This window comes from Bradyrhizobium sp. Unk1, assembly GCF_059512345.1.
In genome coordinates this window covers 82,434-99,360 of sequence record NZ_JCAMOP010000009.1, presented here as the reverse complement: position 1 = coordinate 99,360, position 16,927 = coordinate 82,434, and the positions used below count along the sequence as shown (strand labels likewise).

16 protein-coding genes are annotated in these 16,927 nt (G+C 63.8%); 4 read left to right on the top strand and 12 right to left on the bottom strand.

The window, feature by feature from the left end:
• Nucleotides 1–27 precede the first annotated feature (27 nt).
• The 6 genes from AC5ZFO_RS13740 to xoxF5 all read right to left on the bottom strand — a co-directional run bounded on the left by AC5ZFO_RS13740 (nt 28) and on the right by xoxF5 (nt 7,599).
• Nucleotides 28–2,340, bottom strand: a complete 2,313-nt coding sequence (locus AC5ZFO_RS13740) for a xanthine dehydrogenase family protein molybdopterin-binding subunit (RefSeq protein ID WP_282524313.1) — start codon at nt 2,338–2,340, stop codon at nt 28–30.
• Nucleotide 2,341: 1 nt separating this feature from the next.
• Nucleotides 2,342–2,794 (bottom strand): (2Fe-2S)-binding protein, encoded by a 453-nt coding sequence (locus AC5ZFO_RS13735; protein WP_014493612.1) that lies wholly within the window; start codon nt 2,792–2,794, stop codon nt 2,342–2,344.
• A 626-nt stretch (nt 2,795–3,420) separates the two neighbouring features.
• Entirely contained in the window at nt 3,421–3,984 is a 564-nt protein-coding gene (gene gfa / locus AC5ZFO_RS13730) for an S-(hydroxymethyl)glutathione synthase (RefSeq protein WP_282524312.1), read from the bottom strand.
• Nucleotides 3,985–4,017: 33 nt separating this feature from the next.
• On the bottom strand, nt 4,018–5,127 hold the full coding sequence (locus tag AC5ZFO_RS13725) for an S-(hydroxymethyl)glutathione dehydrogenase/class III alcohol dehydrogenase (protein WP_014493614.1): 1,110 nt from the start codon (nt 5,125–5,127) through the stop codon (nt 4,018–4,020).
• Between the two features lie 57 nt (nt 5,128–5,184).
• Nucleotides 5,185–5,706, bottom strand: coding sequence for a c-type cytochrome, methanol metabolism-related (locus tag AC5ZFO_RS13720; RefSeq protein WP_496122163.1), 522 nt, complete (start codon nt 5,704–5,706; stop codon nt 5,185–5,187).
• A gap of 81 nt (nt 5,707–5,787) precedes the next feature.
• The gene (xoxF5, locus tag AC5ZFO_RS13715) at nt 5,788–7,599 is read right to left on the bottom strand and encodes a lanthanide-dependent methanol dehydrogenase XoxF5 (RefSeq protein ID WP_282524311.1); all 1,812 of its coding nucleotides are present in this window, start codon (nt 7,597–7,599) and stop codon (nt 5,788–5,790) included.
• A gap of 513 nt (nt 7,600–8,112) precedes the next feature.
• Between xoxF5 and AC5ZFO_RS13710 the strand changes: the two genes are divergently transcribed.
• The gene (locus AC5ZFO_RS13710; protein WP_014493617.1) at nt 8,113–9,081 is read left to right on the top strand and encodes a helix-turn-helix domain-containing protein; all 969 of its coding nucleotides are present in this window, start codon (nt 8,113–8,115) and stop codon (nt 9,079–9,081) included.
• A 40-nt stretch (nt 9,082–9,121) separates the two neighbouring features.
• Here AC5ZFO_RS13710 and AC5ZFO_RS13705 read toward each other — a convergent pair whose 3' ends face one another.
• The 6 genes from AC5ZFO_RS13705 to AC5ZFO_RS13680 form a co-directional block, all read right to left on the bottom strand.
• Complete coding sequence (locus AC5ZFO_RS13705; protein WP_282524310.1) at nt 9,122–9,547, bottom strand: hypothetical protein; 426 nt, start codon at nt 9,545–9,547, stop codon at nt 9,122–9,124.
• A gap of 135 nt (nt 9,548–9,682) precedes the next feature.
• A complete protein-coding gene (locus tag AC5ZFO_RS13700) occupies nt 9,683–10,672 on the bottom strand; it encodes a Bug family tripartite tricarboxylate transporter substrate binding protein (protein WP_282524309.1) in 990 nt (329 codons plus the stop codon).
• A gap of 100 nt (nt 10,673–10,772) precedes the next feature.
• The gene (locus tag AC5ZFO_RS13695) at nt 10,773–11,762 is read right to left on the bottom strand and encodes an FUSC family protein (protein WP_282524308.1); all 990 of its coding nucleotides are present in this window, start codon (nt 11,760–11,762) and stop codon (nt 10,773–10,775) included.
• A gap of 205 nt (nt 11,763–11,967) precedes the next feature.
• Complete coding sequence (locus tag AC5ZFO_RS13690; protein WP_282524307.1) at nt 11,968–12,897, bottom strand: substrate-binding periplasmic protein; 930 nt, start codon at nt 12,895–12,897, stop codon at nt 11,968–11,970.
• Entirely contained in the window at nt 12,894–13,250 is a 357-nt protein-coding gene (locus tag AC5ZFO_RS13685) for a c-type cytochrome (RefSeq protein ID WP_014493623.1), read from the bottom strand. Before AC5ZFO_RS13685 ends, AC5ZFO_RS13690 begins: the two co-directional genes overlap by 4 nt.
• A gap of 10 nt (nt 13,251–13,260) precedes the next feature.
• Nucleotides 13,261–14,925 (bottom strand): methanol/ethanol family PQQ-dependent dehydrogenase, encoded by a 1,665-nt coding sequence (locus tag AC5ZFO_RS13680; protein ID WP_282524306.1) that lies wholly within the window; start codon nt 14,923–14,925, stop codon nt 13,261–13,263.
• 338 nt (nt 14,926–15,263) lie between these two features.
• Here AC5ZFO_RS13680 and lanM point away from each other — a divergent pair, with 338 nt between their 5' ends.
• The 3 genes from lanM to AC5ZFO_RS13665 all read left to right on the top strand — a co-directional run bounded on the left by lanM (nt 15,264) and on the right by AC5ZFO_RS13665 (nt 16,835).
• Nucleotides 15,264–15,656, top strand: a complete 393-nt coding sequence (gene lanM / locus AC5ZFO_RS13675; protein ID WP_063981985.1) for a lanmodulin LanM — start codon at nt 15,264–15,266, stop codon at nt 15,654–15,656.
• A 171-nt stretch (nt 15,657–15,827) separates the two neighbouring features.
• Entirely contained in the window at nt 15,828–15,908 is an 81-nt protein-coding gene (gene pqqA / locus AC5ZFO_RS13670; RefSeq protein WP_012029362.1) for a pyrroloquinoline quinone precursor peptide PqqA, read from the top strand.
• A 24-nt stretch (nt 15,909–15,932) separates the two neighbouring features.
• Nucleotides 15,933–16,835, top strand: coding sequence for a DUF6662 family protein (locus tag AC5ZFO_RS13665; RefSeq protein ID WP_282524305.1), 903 nt, complete (start codon nt 15,933–15,935; stop codon nt 16,833–16,835).
• Nucleotides 16,836–16,927 lie beyond the last annotated feature (92 nt).

The window sequence follows — 16,927 nt, the reverse complement described above, 5'->3', positions numbered from 1 at the left end:
CGGCGCGAGGCCGCTCAATGTTCCGTCTTAAGCCTCCAATTGCTTGCCGAGCGGAAGGCTGCGGATACGCTTTCCGGTCGCGGCGAAGATCGCGTTCATCAGCGCGGGTGCGAACGGCGGAACGCCGGGCTCTCCGACGCCGCTCGGCAGCGTGTCGGGTCCGGGCGGGACGATGTAGACGTTGGTGACAAGAGGAGATTCATCCATCCTGAGGACCTGGAAGTCGTCGAAGTTCTTCTGCTCCACCTTGCCGTCCTTGAAGGTGATCGCGCCGTATTTGGCGACACTCAGCCCCATGATCGCCGCGCCCTCCATCTGCGAGGCGATGCGCTCGGGATTGACATAGGTGCCGCAGTCGATCGCGGTGTCGACCCGCGGCACCGTCAGCTTGCCCTTCTCGTCGACGGCCACCTCGACGATGGTCGCGATGTAGCTGACGAAGCTGCGGTGCACGGCAATGCCGAGGCCGTGGCCTTTCGGCACCTGACGGCCCCATTCGCCCTTCTCGGCGGCCAGCTCGACCACCTTGCGCAGGCGCGCGGTGTCGATCGGGTAGCTGTCATAGGGCTCGCCGTAGTTCCACAAGTCCTTCACCGCCGGCTTGACGATGCGGGGGCTGCCGATCAGCGCGAGCAGCGTCTCCTTCTGGTCGCGCCCGGTCGCCTGCGCGATCTCGCCGACCATCGACTGCACCGCGAACGCGCGCGGGATGTTCGAGACCGAACGGAACCAGCCGATGCGGGTGAACGCCGCAGCCTCCGGGTTCTCGCAGGAGATGTTGGCGATCTCGAACGGCATGTCGACGAGGCCCATGCCGAGCTCGAACGGTGCGGCATGATTTGCGCCGGCGGCGAAGGTCGAGGCGATGGTCGGGGCCACGCTGCGGTGGCGCCAGGCGATCACCTTGCCGTTCTTGTCGAGTCCCGCCTCGATCCGCTCGACCGAGACGGTGTGCAGGAAGTCGTGACGGACGTCGTCCTCGCGCGTCCATTGCACCTTCACCGGCGCGCCGAGCTCCTTCGACAGCAGTGCGGCCTCGAGCGCGAAGTCGCATTTCGACTTGCGGCCGAAACCGCCGCCGAGCAGCGTGACGTTGACCGTGACGTTGTCCTCGGGAATGCCGAGCGTCTTGGCGACGTCCTCGCGGGTGCCGCCGGGACTCTGCACCGGCGCCCAGATCTCCGCCTTGTCACCCTTGACGTCGGCGACCGCCACCGGCGGCTCCATGCTGACATGGGCGAGGTGCGGCAGATAGTATTCGCCGACGACGACCTTGTCGGCGCCCTTCAGCGCAGCGTCTGCGTCACCCTCCTGGCGTACGACGAGGCCCGGCTTGCGCGAGGCTTCCTCGAGCTCCTTGCGATAAGCGACGGAGTCGTATTTGCCGTTGGCGCCGTCGTCCCAGGTCAGCTTCAGCGCGTCGCGGCCCTTGATCGCCGCGCCGGTGTTGCGCGCGATCACCGCGACGCCGCCGAGCGGCTGGAATTTCGACGGCCACGGCCAGCCGCGCACCTGCATCACCTTCTCGACGCCGGGGACCTTCAGCGCCGCGTCCGGATCGAACGAGACCAGCTTGCCGCCGGTCACCGGCGGGCGTGCGATGACGGCGTATTTCATGCCTGATAGTCGCACGTCGGCGCCGTAGCGCGCCTTGCCGGTTGTGATGTCGTGGAGATCGACGATGCCGATCTGACCCTTGCCGAGATAGCGGAAGTCCTTGGGGTCCTTCAGCTTGAGGCCTTCGATGCTCGGCACCGATTGCTTGGCTGCGTCCGCGGCGAGCTCGCCGAAGCCGAGCTTGCGGCCGCTGGCGCTATGGACGACCTCGTGGTTGACGGCCTTGACCTCGGTCGCCGGCACGCCCCAGCGCTTGGCCGCGGCCTGCTCCAGCATGGTGCGGGCGGAGGCGCCGATCTGGCGCATCGGAATCAGATAATGCCGCGTGCTGCGGGAGCCGTCAGTGTCCTGGTTGCCGAACTTGACCTCGTCGCCATGGGCCTGCTGCACCTTCACCCTGGACCAGTCGGCCTCCATCTCCTCGGCGACGATCAGCGGCAGGCTGGTGCGCACGCCGGTGCCCATCTCCGCGCGGTGGGCGAGGATGGTGACGGTGCCGTCGGGCGCAACGGCAACGAAGACGCGCGGATCAACCACGACGCCGTGCGGCATCTTGCCAGCGCCGGTCTCATAGGCAAACGCCTGACGCGACATCACGGGCGCCGCGAGCACGAAGCCGCCGGTGATGCCGAGCCCCTTCAGGATGCTTCGGCGCGAGACCTTTTCGACCCGAATGTTCTTCTCGAAGCCACGAAGCTTCCCGGGTTTGTCGATGAAATTCATGTCACACTCCCGTCGATGCGAGATGGACCGCGTTCTCGATGCGCTGGTAGCAGCCGCAGCGGCAGATGTTGCCGGCCATCGCTTCGCGGATCTGGTCGTGCGACGGCTTGGGGTTCTCCATCAGCAGCGCGGCGGCCTGCATGATCTGGCCAGCCTGGCAGAAGCCGCATTGGGGCACGTTGACCTGGCGCCAGGCCTTCTGGACGGGGTGGTCGCCGTTCGGATGCAGCCCTTCGATGGTGGTCACCTCGCGCCCGGCGACGTCGTTGATCGACGTGATGCAAGAGCGCACGGCCTCCTTGTCGACGATGACGGTGCAGGCGCCGCACAGGGCCTGGCCGCAGCCGAACTTGGTGCCGGTGAGCCCGGCCTCGTCACGCAGGAACCAGAGTAGCGGGAGATCCGGGTCGCCGTCCCAGCTCTGTTCCTGGCCGTTGATCTTCACCTTGATCATGATGGTCCCTCGCTCTTCATAAGCATGTCGATTTCAACATTGCCGACACAGGTCGGCGCACTGCCCGTTTCGTCGTGTCGTCGCATCCCGGCCTGTTCTCCTGCGCGGGCAGATCCCGGCAGCAAGCAGGAATGCGAATCGTGATGTCCGGATGTGCTCGATACCTCCCGTCTTATTCTTGATTGATTGAATTCGCGCGGCATCGTGACGACGCGATCGTAGCAGAGACCGCGTCGGCCCGGCGTTCACAGCCGGGTGTTCTTGAAGGGAAAAGATTGCAACGAAGGTTGTCAAAAGCAGGGCGCGGCTTCACGCGCCTGCGCCTGCGAAATGTGCACGACGAAAAAAGCTTCGTCCGGCAGAGACTGCGCGGACGAAGCAGGATGCCTCAGTCGAGGGAGGGAGAAACGCAGAGCCGCGGACTTCGAGGGGGAAGTGGGCGGCACTGCGCAGTCATTCAGAGACCAGGACTGAGGAGCTCATCTGAGGAACTCATGGCCCTCGCATCTTGCGATGTGCGAAGCGGAGGCATCGTAGCGATTTGGTCGGCGGCCGCACGGTCCGACTCGCTGGCGATGGTCGGGGCCAGCGAGCGGACGGGCACGGCGAAGGTCTGGCGGCCTTGTTCAGGCAGCCTTGGCTTTCGCGACGTGGGTCGCGATCGCGTCCATCAGCGCCGGCGACAGGCAGTCATAGGGCTCGAGCCCGATTTCCTTCAGCCGCGAGCGGATGCCTGCCATCTGTTCCGGCTTCACGCCGGATTCGATCACGGAGGAGACGAAGGCGGCGAATTGCGGCGCCTGCGAGCCCTGCTCCTGGAACAGCTCGGGATGGATGAAGTCGAGGCCGTAGAACGGGTGGCCCTTGTTCTCGATGCGGCCGTACATGTGCGTGCCGCAGGCCTTGCAGGCGTGGCGCTGGATCACCGCCGAGGCATCGACGATCTGGAGCTTGTCGCCGTTCTCGGTCACGCTGACGTTCTGGCGCGGCACCACGGCGACCACCGAGAAGTTCGCGCCTTGCGGCTTCCAGCACTTGGTGCAGCCGCAGGCGTGGTTATGGGCGACGTCGCCCTTCACCGCAACCTTGACCGGGTGGTCCGTGCATTTGCAGACCAGCGTGCCGCCGGCAAAGCTGCCGCTGCCCTGTTTGACGCCGTTATCGATCGAGGGATGGAGTGCAACAGTCATGGGTCGATCCTCCTTGGGTGTGACGCTTTCGAGCTAGAACACGACGACTGAACGGATGGATTTGCCCTCGTGCATGAGGTCAAAGCCCTTGTTGATCTCCTCGAGCTTGAGCACGTGGGTGATCATCGGATCGATCTGGATCTTTCCGTTCATGTACCAGTCGACGATCTTGGGCACGTCGGTGCGGCCACGTGCGCCGCCGAAGGCCGTGCCGCGCCAGTTGCGCCCGGTGACGAGCTGGAACGGGCGGGTGGCGATCTCCTTGCCGGATTCGGCAACGCCGATGATGATCGAGGTGCCCCAGCCGCGATGGCAGGCTTCCAGCGCCTGGCGCATCACGGTGGTGTTGCCGGTGCAATCGAAGGTGTAGTCGGCGCCACCGTCGGTCAGGTTGACCAGATGCGCGACGATGTCGCCGGTGATCTTCTTGGGGTTGACGAACTCGGTCATGCCGAACCGGCGGCCCCAATCCTCCTTGGAGTCGTTGATGTCGACGCCGATGATCTTGTCGGCGCCGGCCATCTTGGCGCCCTGGATCACGTTGAGGCCGATGCCGCCGAGGCCGAACACGACCACGTTGGAGCCCGGCGTGACCTTCGCGGTGTTGACGACGGCGCCGACGCCAGTGGTGACGCCGCAGCCGATGTAGCAGCTCTTGTCGAACGGCGCGTCCTCGCGGATCTTGGCGACGGCGATCTCCGGCAGCACGGTGAAGTTCGAGAAGGTCGAGCAGCCCATGTAGTGGTAGACCGGCTTGCCCTTGTAGGAGAAGCGGCTGGTGCCGTCAGGCATCACGCCCTTGCCCTGCGTCGCGCGGATCGCAGTGCAGAGATTGGTCTTCTGGCTCAGGCAGCTTTTGCACTGCCGGCACTCCGGCGTGTAGAGCGGGATGACGTGGTCGCCCGGTTTCACCGAGGTCACGCCCGGTCCGATCTCGCGGATGATGCCGGCGCCCTCATGACCCAGGATCGACGGGAAGATTCCTTCGCTGTCGAAGCCGTCGAGCGTGTAGGCGTCGGTATGGCAGATGCCCGTCGCCTTGATCTCGACCAGGACTTCACCGGCCTTCGGTCCTTCCAGATCGACTTCGACGATCTCGAGTGGCTTCTTGGCTTCGAAAGCAACGGCGGCACGTGTCTTCATCGTAAACTCCTCAAATTCTCGCAGGACGCCACGAGGTGGTATCGGTCCTGGTAACCTTCATTTCTTGCCCATGCAGGCGTCTTCCGCCTTGGTGTAGGCCTCGTTCTTCTCCTCCTTCTTGGAGGGACGTTGACGACCCCACGCCTCGTCGGAGCGTGCGCGCAGATAGACGTAGAGATCGTCCATGTAGCAGGCGACGTTGGGGTTGTCGCCGAAGGCAGGCATGACATTCTCCTGCGCGGTCGAGATGTTCTTGCGACCGGAGGCGACGACGCCGAGGAAGTCGCCATAGCTCATGGTCTTGACCGAATCCTTCAACGCCGGTGCGTAGGTGGATCCCATGCCGTCGGGGCCATGGCAGACGTGGCAGTCGGAGTGATAGCGGCGATATCCGGAATAGGTGAACCAGTCCACGGTGCCGTCGGCCGAAATCTTGTAGGTCGGGTTTCCTTCCTTATCGAGCCACTTTCCGTCGTCTTCCTTCTTGACGGCGGTCGGGTCGCCCGGACCTTCCGCAACGGCAATTCCTCCCGAAGTCACGAGGATAGTCGCAGCGATGACAAAGCAGATTTTACGCAAGAGATGATCCTCGAAGGCGTTCGGTGGAGACGAGCCGGCGCGTGGATTTGATCCACGCGCCGGAGCGACACGAAGGGTGGGCTAGTTCGCCGCGGGCAGCGAGAACACGGTCAGCGTACCGCCGAGTGCCGTGTAGTTGCTGAGGGCCGCGTAGCCACCGACTGCGCCGAGACCGGCGGTCGGATCGGTCAGACCCGCTGCCAGACCGATGCCGGCCCAGCCGCCCACGCCGGAGAGCACTGCGACGTACTGCTTGCCGCCGTTCTCATAGGTCGTGACGTTGCCGATGATGCCGGAGGGAGTCTTGAACTTGTAAAGCTCCTTGCCGGACTTGGCGTCGACCGCCTTCAGGTAGCCTTCGAGCGTGCCGTAGAACACCACGCCGCCGGCGGTTGCGAGCGCGCCCGACCAGACCGAGAACTGCTCCTTGTTCGACCAGACGATCTTGCCGGTCTTGCCGTCCCAGGCGATGAAATTACCCATGTGGGTTTCACCCTGCGGCGGATACATCGAGAGCGTCGCACCCACATAGGGCTGGCCCGCGGTGTAGCTCACCTTGAACGGTTCGTAGTCCATGCAGACGTGGTTGGTCGGAACGTAGAACAGCTGCGTGTCCGGCGAGTAGGCTGCCGGCTGCTCGTCCTTGGTACCGAGCGCGGCCGGGCAGATGCCCTTGGTGTTATGATCCTCGCCGCCCTTTTCGGTCGAGGCCGCGTCGAGAACCTTCGGGCGGCCATAGGTCGGTGAGTTCTTGTCCATGTCGACGCCGGAGGTCCAGTTCACCTTCGGATCGAACTTCTCGGCAACCAGCAGCTCGCCGGTGGCGCGATCCATCGTGTAGCCGAGGCCGTTACGATCGAAATGCGTCAGCAGCTTGCGGGGCTGGCCGTTGATCTGCTGATCCGAGAGGATCATCTCGTTGACGCCGTCATAGTCCCACTCATCGTGCGGCGTCATCTGGTAGACCCACTTGGCCATGCCGGTGTCGGGATTGCGGGCCCAAATCGTCATCGACCATTTGTTGTCGCCCGGACGTTGCTTCGGATTCCAGGTCGAGGGATTGCCTGATCCGTAATAGATCAGGTTCAGCTCAGGATCATAGGAGATCCAGCCCCAGGTGGCGCCGCCGCCAATCTTCCACTGATCACCCTGCCAGGTCTTGAGGCTGGAGTCCTTGCCGACCGGCTTGCCGAGAGCGGTGGTCTTCTCGGCATCGACCAAGATTTGATCATCAGGGCCTTCCGAGTAACCGCGCCAAGCCAACTTGCCCGTTTTGAGATCGTAAGCCGTCATGTGAGCCTGGACGCCAAACTCGCCACCGGAAATGCCAACCAGGACCTTGTCCTTGACGACGAGCGCCGCAGAGGTTCCGGTTTCGCCCTTAGTAGGATCGCCGTTCTTCACAGACCAGGCGACCTGGCCGGTCTTGGCGTCGAGCGCAACCAGAGTGGTGTCGGCCTGGTGCAGGATGATCTTGCCGTCGCCATAAGCGAGGCCGCGGTTGACCGTGTCGCAGCACATCACCGGGATGACGTTCGGATCCTGCTTCGGCTCGTACTTCCAGATGATCTTGTTCTCGTTGGAAAGGTCAAGAGCGTAGACCTTGTTCGGGAACGGCGTGTGGACGTACATCGTGTTGCCGATGATCAGCGGGCCGCCTTCGTGGCCGCGCAGCACGCCGGTCGAGAAGGTCCAGGCAACCTGGAGCTTGCCGACGTTTTGTGCGTTGATCTGGTTCAGCTTGGAATAGCGAGTGCTGGCATAGTCGCCTGCCGGAATGACCCAATCCTTGGGATTCTGGGACATTTTGAGCACTTCGTCATTGGCTGACGCGCTCCCGACGGCGAGAGCCGCCGCGGAGCCAAGAAAGGTCGCCAGTAGCACCTTGCGCATAGTCATTCCTCCGTTGGTCTCGTTTATTGTTTCCGAAGCATTGCTTAATCACCGGGCTTCTCGTCCGGCGTCTGCTCGTGCAGGGCGGTCACGTTTGGGACCAGAAACGATGCTGTGCTGTGTCCTCCTCCGGATGAGAGCTACGGGTCCACGTGCAGGAGAGGCCCGTTCTTGTTGTTCCTGCCGCAATCCCTAACGACTTCGTCATCGGGAAACTTGCCCAAGAGGGAAGCCGGTTTGCTCGACAGCGCACGGACGCGAAGTTTTTGATTTTGCAGTAGCGAATTCAGCGGCTTCCGCGCGGCTTCGCGACTGCCTTGGCGCTCAGGTTCCCCTTGACGGCGCTGCAACTAAGGCGGAGGATTAACCGTCAAGGGTGGCAATGGAACGATCGCGCTCGTTTCAACAGACCGCTCAAATTCGAGGTAAACGTCACGCAATCATGGCTGAGGGCTCCGGCAGCGCTGGTTGCGATTCGCGTCGAATCTCCAGATGAAACCAGCGGCTGGATTAATGTCCGACACCATTCACACGCTCTCGACGACCGGTTTGACGCCGAAGCGGCAGATCCAGAGCTGGATCGACGGGCTGACAAGCCTGTGTGGGCATTTCGACGTCGATCCGCTCGAGGCGTCCTCGCTCGAGGGCCGCATCGACTACACAAGCGTCTCGCGTCTGAAGCTCTGCCAGATCGAGGTCAGCCAGCATCGCATCGCGCACACGCTGGCGCGCGCCAAGGCCAATGAACACCCGTACATCAAGATCCACTTCCAGACCTACGGCGTGTCCTATTTCGAGCAGGAGGGCCGCCATATCGAGCTGAACCCGGGCGACATCATCGCCTATGACGTCTCCTGTCCGCATTCGATCATCAGCCCCGCCTTCACCCGCCACGACGTGGTGATCGTGCCGAAGGCCTTGCTGCGCGACCGCGGATTCCCGTCGCAGCGGATGCCGGCCTGCAAATTGTCGGCGAAGACCGGGACGGGGAGGATCGCCCATGATTTCGTCCATGCCACCTTCGACGAGGCGGCCAAGCTCTCGGCGAACAGCGCGGTCGGTGTCGCCGATTCGCTGATCGACCTCTTGCTGCTGCCGTTGCGCGAAGCGGACACGATGTTCGATCGCGTCGGGCCCGAGGCGATGTATGTGCGCGCGCAATTCTTCATCCGCGAGCACCTGCGCGATCCGGATCTGTGCATCGACCAGATCTCCGCCGAGCTCGGCTGCTCCAAGCGCTATCTGCACATGCTGTTCTCCGAGCGCGGCACCACGGTGAGCGACTACATCTGGCAGGCGCGCTTGCAGAATTGCCGCCAGGAGCTCGAGGCGCACGGCGGCAAGACCATCACCGACGTCGCCTTCTCCTGGGGCTTCTCCAGCTCATCGCATTTCAGCCGCGTGTTCCGGAAATATTTTGGCGTGGTGCCGTCCTCGATCCACAAGGCCCAGCAGGGCGCCGCCGCCTCGGGCGAGCATTAGGCGAGCGCCACAGCCGGCGCAGGCCGCGGGGCGATATCTCTCAGGCCGATATGGCGACGTAGGGAATGCTGGTCACGAGAGCGACGAGCAGCACCGCGTTGCCCAGCATGCCGCTCCAATGCAGCCGGCGCAGCCGGTGCAGGGCTTCAGTATCGCCAGCGTCCCTCGCTCTGAGCTGGTCGTCGATCCGTTGCATGAACCAGCCGCGCCCCCATATGGCCAAGGCTGTAAGCAGGCCAACGCCGATCGCGGCGACCAGGCGGCCGTCGAGCAGGAAAGCCAGCGTCCCGATCACGCCGGCCACGCGCATCACCAGAAAATGGGCGTTGAACATCCCACGCAATAGCTGGGTGACGGGCTGGATATCGAGCTTCACCAGCAGGAAGGCGGGCGAGGCCAGCGTGAAATAGCCCATCGGAAAGAGCAGGATGATCATGACGGCAACGGCGACGCCATCCGGTGTCATGCGATCGGCCTTTCTTGTCCGCCGGTGAGGGGGTCCGGCACCGGCGCACAATCATAGCGGGAAAATGCGGTTCCGACACTAGGCTTTGGTCGGATGCCGGGTTGCGATGGGACGGCCCCGCGCGCCGCGCAAGGTTCAGGCCGGCTCGAGGCCGAGCGACCGCGCGCTCTCGATCCAGATCGGCAACTCGCGCTGATACAGGGCATTGGTCTCCTTGAAGCCGATGGCCGGCTCGAGCACGAAGGTCGCGAGAACCTCCTTCACCTTCGGATCGCTGTTGGCGGCGACGCAGAGCTCCGCCAGGCGGTCGACCACCGGCTGCGGCGTCGCCTTCGGCACGGCCCAGCCGGAGAAGCCGCTCACGGTGAAGAATTTTGACGTTGCGCCCTGCTCCGGGAGGGTCTTGATGGCGGGGATCGCGTCGACCTTCTTCGAATGCACGGCGAACACGGTGCCACGGTCGCTTTGCAGGACGGACTGCGCCGCCGTGTAGCTGCCCATTGCGGCATCGAGCGTGCCTTCCAGCATCCCTGTCCACATCGGCGCTTCGCCGCGGTAGTGAACCGGCTCGATGGAAAGACCGTACTGCTTGTTGAGCTCGTTGATCGTCATGTGCGGGGCCGAGCCCGCGCTATAGGTGCCGAAGTTGACCTTGCCACTCTTGCGCGCGAAGGCGACGAAATCCTCCAGCGTCTTGACCCCGGTCTTGGGGTTCGCGACCAGCAACAGGCCGGCGCCCGGAATGACGCTGACCAGCGTCAGATCCTTGTCCATGTCGTAGCCGGGATTCTTCATCACGACCCGGTTCATGATGTAGGTGGTCGAGATCGAGCACAGAATGGTGTGGCCGTCGGGCTCGGCGCGTGCGACCTCGGCGGTGCCGATCGCGCCGGAGGCGCCGGGCTTGTTCTCGACGACGACGGTCTTGCCGACCTGCTTGGAGATGAATTCGCCATAGGCGCGCGCGAGCAAATCGGTCTGTCCGCCGGCGGGATAGCTGCAGATCATACGAATCTGACGGGACGGCCACGCGGCCTGCGCCAAGGCGCCGCGCGCGACGAAGGGCATCGCGAGTGCACTGGTACCGGCGGCGATGAAGTGGCGGCGATCGAATTTTGCGGGCATGATTCCCTCCTGATTTTTGCCGACCCTACTGCATCAGGCTGAGGTGGTAGGCGAGACAGATTGGCGCATTCGACAAGGCCGCGCGGTGCCCATTTGCGCGTCATCCGGGCGATCGGGTCTTCCGCATGACGCGCAGCCAGACGATCTCGGTCAGGGCCACCGCAATCAGGCCGAACGTGCCACCGATCAGCACGTTGACGATGCGCTCCTCGGCGATGCCGCTGGCGCCGCCGGCAAAGGACGCGGCGAGCGCGATGAAGAAGCAGCGAAGGCCGAAGCCGACGATGTAGCGGGAGAACGAGATCAGCGTGAGCGTGGCCGCGAGAATCGCGATGGCGTAGCCGACGCGGCTTTGCGGCAGGGCAAGGCCCGCGAGAAAGCCGAGCGGCACGCCGACGAAGGCGCCGATCGCCCGCTGCTTCAGCTTGCCGGTGGACGCTGTGAGGTCGCCGACCACGACGCTTGCGGCCGACCACATCACCCATTGCCCCTGCGCGAGGTTGAAGATCTCGACCAGGGCGGCTGCGGCAAAGACCGCCATGGCGGTTGCTGCTGCGGGCAGAAACCATTCGGCCGCGGGCGGTCCGAACGAGGTCGCGGCATTGCCGCGCAGCCGCTGGTCGTAAATCTGGATAGCGCAGACGAGCGCCAGCGCGATCGGAGAGGAGGCGACGATCACGCCGGCATGACGTATCGCTTCCGCGGCGCTCACGCCCTCCCGCACCTCGCAGGCGAGATAGACAGCGGGGATGAACACCCAATTCCCGAGCGTACGGAAATGTTCGCCATAGCGCGTCCCCGCCACCGCAAGGAAGCCGGCGAGTGCCGTCAGCACCACGAATAGCGGCTTGACCGGAGCTGCAAGGAATAGCGCGGCAAAGGTGACGAGAATGGCGAGATAATGCCACGCGACGACTTTTGGCGGAAAGTGCTGCCTGAGCGCCGGAATAAGCAGCGAGACCGCGACGAGCCCCAGGTTCAGCAGCGCCGTCTCGCGCGAGATGAAATAGGCGGCGACCATCGGGCCGACGACGATCAGCGCGCGCAGGAGCTCGCTGGTCTTGACTTCGCGGGAGAGGAGATCGCGCAAGTTTGTGGCAGAAGGGATGGTCGGGGAATTCACGGGGCACCAAAGGGGCGGATGAAGCATGACGCGTAGCGCCGGACAACGCCCGCACCTTAGCGCGTGAGGCGACGGCCACGCCACACCCTCGCTGTCATCGCCCGCGTCGCGGGCATGACAGCGGAGTAAATGGATACGCTCGCCCGCCACCGCTCCCCGCGTCGGACGACCGTCACCTTTGAATGATCTTCGCCCAGACATCGCCGAGCACCGCAGGCTCGCGCGGCGGCAGATAGGTGAGGCCGGCCTGCTTGCCGAATTCGGCGATCTTGCCCTCGGCGGCAAGGCTGGTCAGCGCCTTGTTGACCGCGTCGATCAGTGCGCCGTCGCTGGCGAGCCCGACATAGCCGCGATTGGCGCCGATCGGATAATAATAGCCCGACGCGGTGATCGTCGTGTCGGGATGCGCGGCGCGGTGGGCATCGAAGCGGCCGAGGTCGATCAGCGTCGCGTCATAGTCGCCGCGCTGGAGCGCGCCGAGGAGATCGTCGCGGCCGGTGACGAGATGGGTGATGCTGTCGATCAGGCGGCCCTTGTCGAAGGTCATCAGGATGGCATCGCCCAGCGAGCCGCTCTCGATCGCAAGGCGAAGGCCGGCGAGATCGCCGATGTCGCCGATCTTGCGGCCCTGCGCTTTCGGCCCGAGTACCACCGTCATCGGCGAATAGACGTAAGGCTGGCTCGGCGCGAGCACGCCGAGCGCGACGCGGCGGCGCCGGTCGTCGCGCGTGGCCCCGGTGAAATCCGGCAAGCGTGCCGTCTTCATGCCGGGCTTGACGAGGGAATCCGTCGTCAGCGCATAGCCACCGACCAGCGAGCAGCGCCCGTCCGAGAGCAAGGCGTTGGCCTCGAGCTGCGGGCTCGAATCCTCGTCCAGCTTGCTCTCGAACCACTGGATCTTCAGCGGCCGGCCGATCCGGTCCGCGATCGCCTGCGCCAGCAGCACGTCGAAGCCTGAATCCGGCTTGCCCTTGTGATGCACCGAGAGCGGAGGCCGATCCTCATCGAGGCAGACCTTCAGCGGCTCGTCGGCCGCGCGCGCGGCGGTGGTCGCCGCCGCGAGGATCGCGGCAACGCTCCACGCGATCAGCCAGCGTCTCATGGCTTCCTCCGGCTCGAGACGAAGGCCCAGAGATTGCCGATCTCGTCGTCGCTCAAAATGTCGGCCCAGGGCGGCATCTTGTTGTTCTTGCCGTTCTTCACCGTGGTGACGAAGCGCGTCTTGTCGTCGGGAAAGGCGCGCAGGTCCGGCGTGATGGTGCCGGAATTCATCATGTTGGGGCCGTGGCAGTGCGAGCATTTCGAAGCATAGGTCGACTTGCCATGGTCGATCTGTGCCTGCACGGGATTGCCGGTTGCATCGTCCGCGGCACGAACGGTCGCCGCAAGCGCGACCGTCAGCACCGCGACGGTGGCGATCGTCGCCACCGTCTTGTGAGATATGTCTTTCAGCATCGGGCCGTGGTTATTGCTTGACCGCAAAAACCCACAGCGAGCCGCCAGGCGGCACCTTGGCAAGCCGCTCGTCGCCGGAGAACAGCGAGTAGACGCCGCCATAGCCGGAGGTGACGGCAATGTACTGCACGCCATCCTGCTGCCAGGTCACCGGCTGTCCCTCGATGCCCGAGCCGGTCTGGAACTGCCAGAGCTTCTTGCCGGTGTCGGCATCGAAGGCCTCGAACTCGCCGGTCAGCGCGCCCGAGAACACGACGCCGCCCGCGGTCGACAGCACGCCCGAGAAGCGCGGGATGTCGCTTGGCGCTTCCCACTTGGCCTTGCCGGTCATGGGATCGATCGCCTTCAGATGACCGCGCGGGCCGTCACCCCACTCCCAGAGGTCGGTGAGGTCCATGCCGAGATACCATTCGCCCTGCTTGAAGGTGACAGGCTCGGTCTTGTACCTGCCGCCGAAGGCGAGCGTGTTGGCATAGGCGAGGCCGGTCTGCGGATTGAACGACATCGGCTCCCAGTTCTTGCCGCCGAGGATCGACGGATAGACGGTGACCTTCTTGCCGTCGCGCGCGTCCTTCGTGACGTCGGTCTCGATCGGCTTGCCGGTCTTCATGTCGACGCCGGTCGCCCAGTTCACCTTCACGTAAGGATTGGCCGCGAGCAGCTTTCCGTTGGTGCGGTCGAGCACGTAGAAGAAGCCGTTGCGGTTGGCGTCCATCAGCACCTTGGTCGGCTTGCCCTCGACATTCATGTCGGCGAGGACCATCTCGGCCACCGAGTCATAGTCGAACGGATTGTTCGGCGAGAACTGGTAGTGCCACTTGATCTTGCCGGTCTTGGGATCCATCGCCAGCACGGAGCAGGTGTAGAGGTTGTCGCCGGGACGCACCGCCGAGTTGAACGGTCCGGGATTGCCGATGCCCCAATAGACCGTGTTGAGCTCGGGGTCGTAGGAGCCGGTGATCCAGGTCGAGCCGCCGCCGAGCTTCCAGGTGTCGCCCTTCCAGGTGTCGCCACCGGGCTCGTCGGGCGAGGGGATCGAATGGGTACGCCAGAGATGCTTGCCCGTCGCCGGATCCCAGCCGTCGATGAAGCCGCGGGTGCCGAACTCGGCGCCGGAGATGCCGGTGATGACGACGCCGTCGGCGACCAGCGGCGCCACCGTCATCGAATAGCCTTCCTTGATGTCGGCGGCCTTCTGCCGCCACAGCTCCTTGCCGTCCTTGGCATCGAGCGCGATCACGTTGGCGTCGAGCGTGGTGCGGAAGACCTTGCCGTCATAGAGGGCGGCGCCGCGGTTGATGATGCCGCAGCAGACGATACGCGGCGTCTCGGCGGGATACTCGATCTTGGATTTCCAGATCTGCTTGCCGGTCTTGGCGTCGACCGCCATGGTGGCGTTGTGCGAGGTCACGTAGATCACGCCCTGGTACACCAGCGGCTGCGATTCCTCGCTGCGATCGTCGTTGAAACTGTAGTTCCAGACCGGGACGAGATTCTTGACGGTGTCCTTGTTGACCTGGTTCAGCGTCGAGAAGCGCTGCAGATTGTAGCCCATCCCGTAGTTGAGAACGTTCGATGTATCGGTCGCACCCTTGACCAGCTGCTCGGTAGTCTGGGCGTTTGCACACGTCGATGCAAGCATGACGAGGCTCGCGGCCATCGCAAAGCGTTTCATCCGTTCCTCCCAATATGCGCGCCTTTTGACGCTGCGGTAGCAACACTCCGCCCGATTGCAAAAACCGTCAATACGAAAGTCGTAAACGCGCTGACGATATGTTGGATGCCAGATGCCGGTCACCTGACGGAAACCTGACAACCGACTTTCACTTGTGCGCAGACGCTGAAAAAATTCCGTGGCATGAAGCGGTGCCGGCTTCGGCCGCTCTGCTCGGGCAGTCGGGTTCCGCGAGTTGTGCGGTGCGCAGGTTGCAATTCCGGACTTGAACCGGGGCTCGCTTGTAGACTTATGTCGTTTCGATCCCGTGCGAATCGGGGTCTGGTCAGGAGGGTTTGATGATTTCACGTCGCTCAGTTGCGCTTGCGCTCACGATTGCAGTGCTGTCCGGTCCCGCGTGGGCTGCTTCCGGCAACGCCGTAAAGATGTTCGATACCGACAATGACGGCACGCTCGATCTCGCCGAGGTGAAGAAGGCGGCCGCCGCGCTGTTCGCAAAGCTCGATCCCGATCACGACGGCACGCTGGACGCGCGTGAATTGCGCGGACGGTTAACGGCGAAAGAACTCGCCGCCGCCGATCCCGATCGCGACGGGACTCTCACGCTCGACGAATATCTCGCGGTGGTGGAGCAGCGCTTCAACGCAGCGAATCCCGACAAGGACGGAACGCTGGATGCGAAGGAGCTGAACTCGCGCGCCGGCCGCGCGCTGCTGCGCTTGTTGCGGTGAGAGACGCGGCGCTTGACTGGGAGCGAAGGTGATTTGCCCGAGAGGGAAATTCGCGAGCATAATGCGACAGTTCGCTGTGTTTGCGCTTCGATTCCAGACTTGCGCTGCACCTGACGCAGCCCTAGGTTTTGCCCCGCGCGATGTCGCGCTCAATACCCTTGGGAGACCCGAATGGCTTGGAAAGCTCCGAAGATCGTGGAAGTGCCGGTCGGCATGGAAATCAACATGTACGCCTGCGCTGCGCGCAAGTAAGACTGACGACCTGCCGCGGCTTCGATGGCGAACGCCGTCGAAGCCGTGGTAGTGTTCGCAATGCCCATTGGAGCCCACACGATCTGGACGGCAATTGCGTTCGGTGTTGCGCTTGCACCGGCGTGTGTCAGTGCCGAAGAGAGCTTTGATACCGAGCACATCTTCGGCTTCATGATCGGCACCGACGTCGGCAATCCCGGTGAGCGCGAATTCCAGACCCAAACGACAGGGCGCTTCGGCAAGGGCGGCACCTATCGCGCCCTCCAGCAGGAGGTCGAGATCGAAGTCGTGCCGCTGCCGAACTTCCGTATCGAGGTCGGCGGCACCGCCACGCTGCATGACATCACCGGCGTCCCTGATATCGGCGACCGCCGCCAGTTCAATTTCCAGGGCGCCTCGCTCGACCTGCGTTACCGCCTGCTCGACCGCGAGCGCGCGCCATTCGGATTGACTGTCGCCGCCGAACTCCATGGCGATCGCATCGACGAGACCAGCGGCGCGAAGGGGCGGATGTACGGCACCGATTTCACGCTCGCTTTCGACCGCGAGCTGGTCCCGAACTTCGTCATCGGCGCGCTCAACCTGATCTATCAGCCGGAATGGGCGCGCTTCGAGGTGGCAGGTCTGTCCGAGAAGAGTTCGACGATCGGGGCGGCGTTTGGCGGCTTGGTGCGCGTGCGCCCCAATTTTCTGCTCGGTGGGGAGATGCGCTACTTCCGCCAGTATGAGGGCATCGGCCTCGGCGAGTTCTCGGGGCAGGCGCTGTTTGTCGGTCCGACCGCCTATTTCCAGCTATCGGAGAAGTCGCGGCTCACCCTGAGCTGGAGCATGCAGGCCTGGGGTCGCCCGGCCGGATCGGGCGGCAATCTCGACCTCGTCAATTTCGAGCGTCATCAGGCGCGATTGGTGTTCGGGGTAAACTTCTAGGGTGTTTGTTCCGCCTCTGCCTGCGCGCTGGGAGCGGGAACATCCCGTCCGTTTGAAACTTCCCGCTCCTCGGAACGTAATCTTTCGTGCTA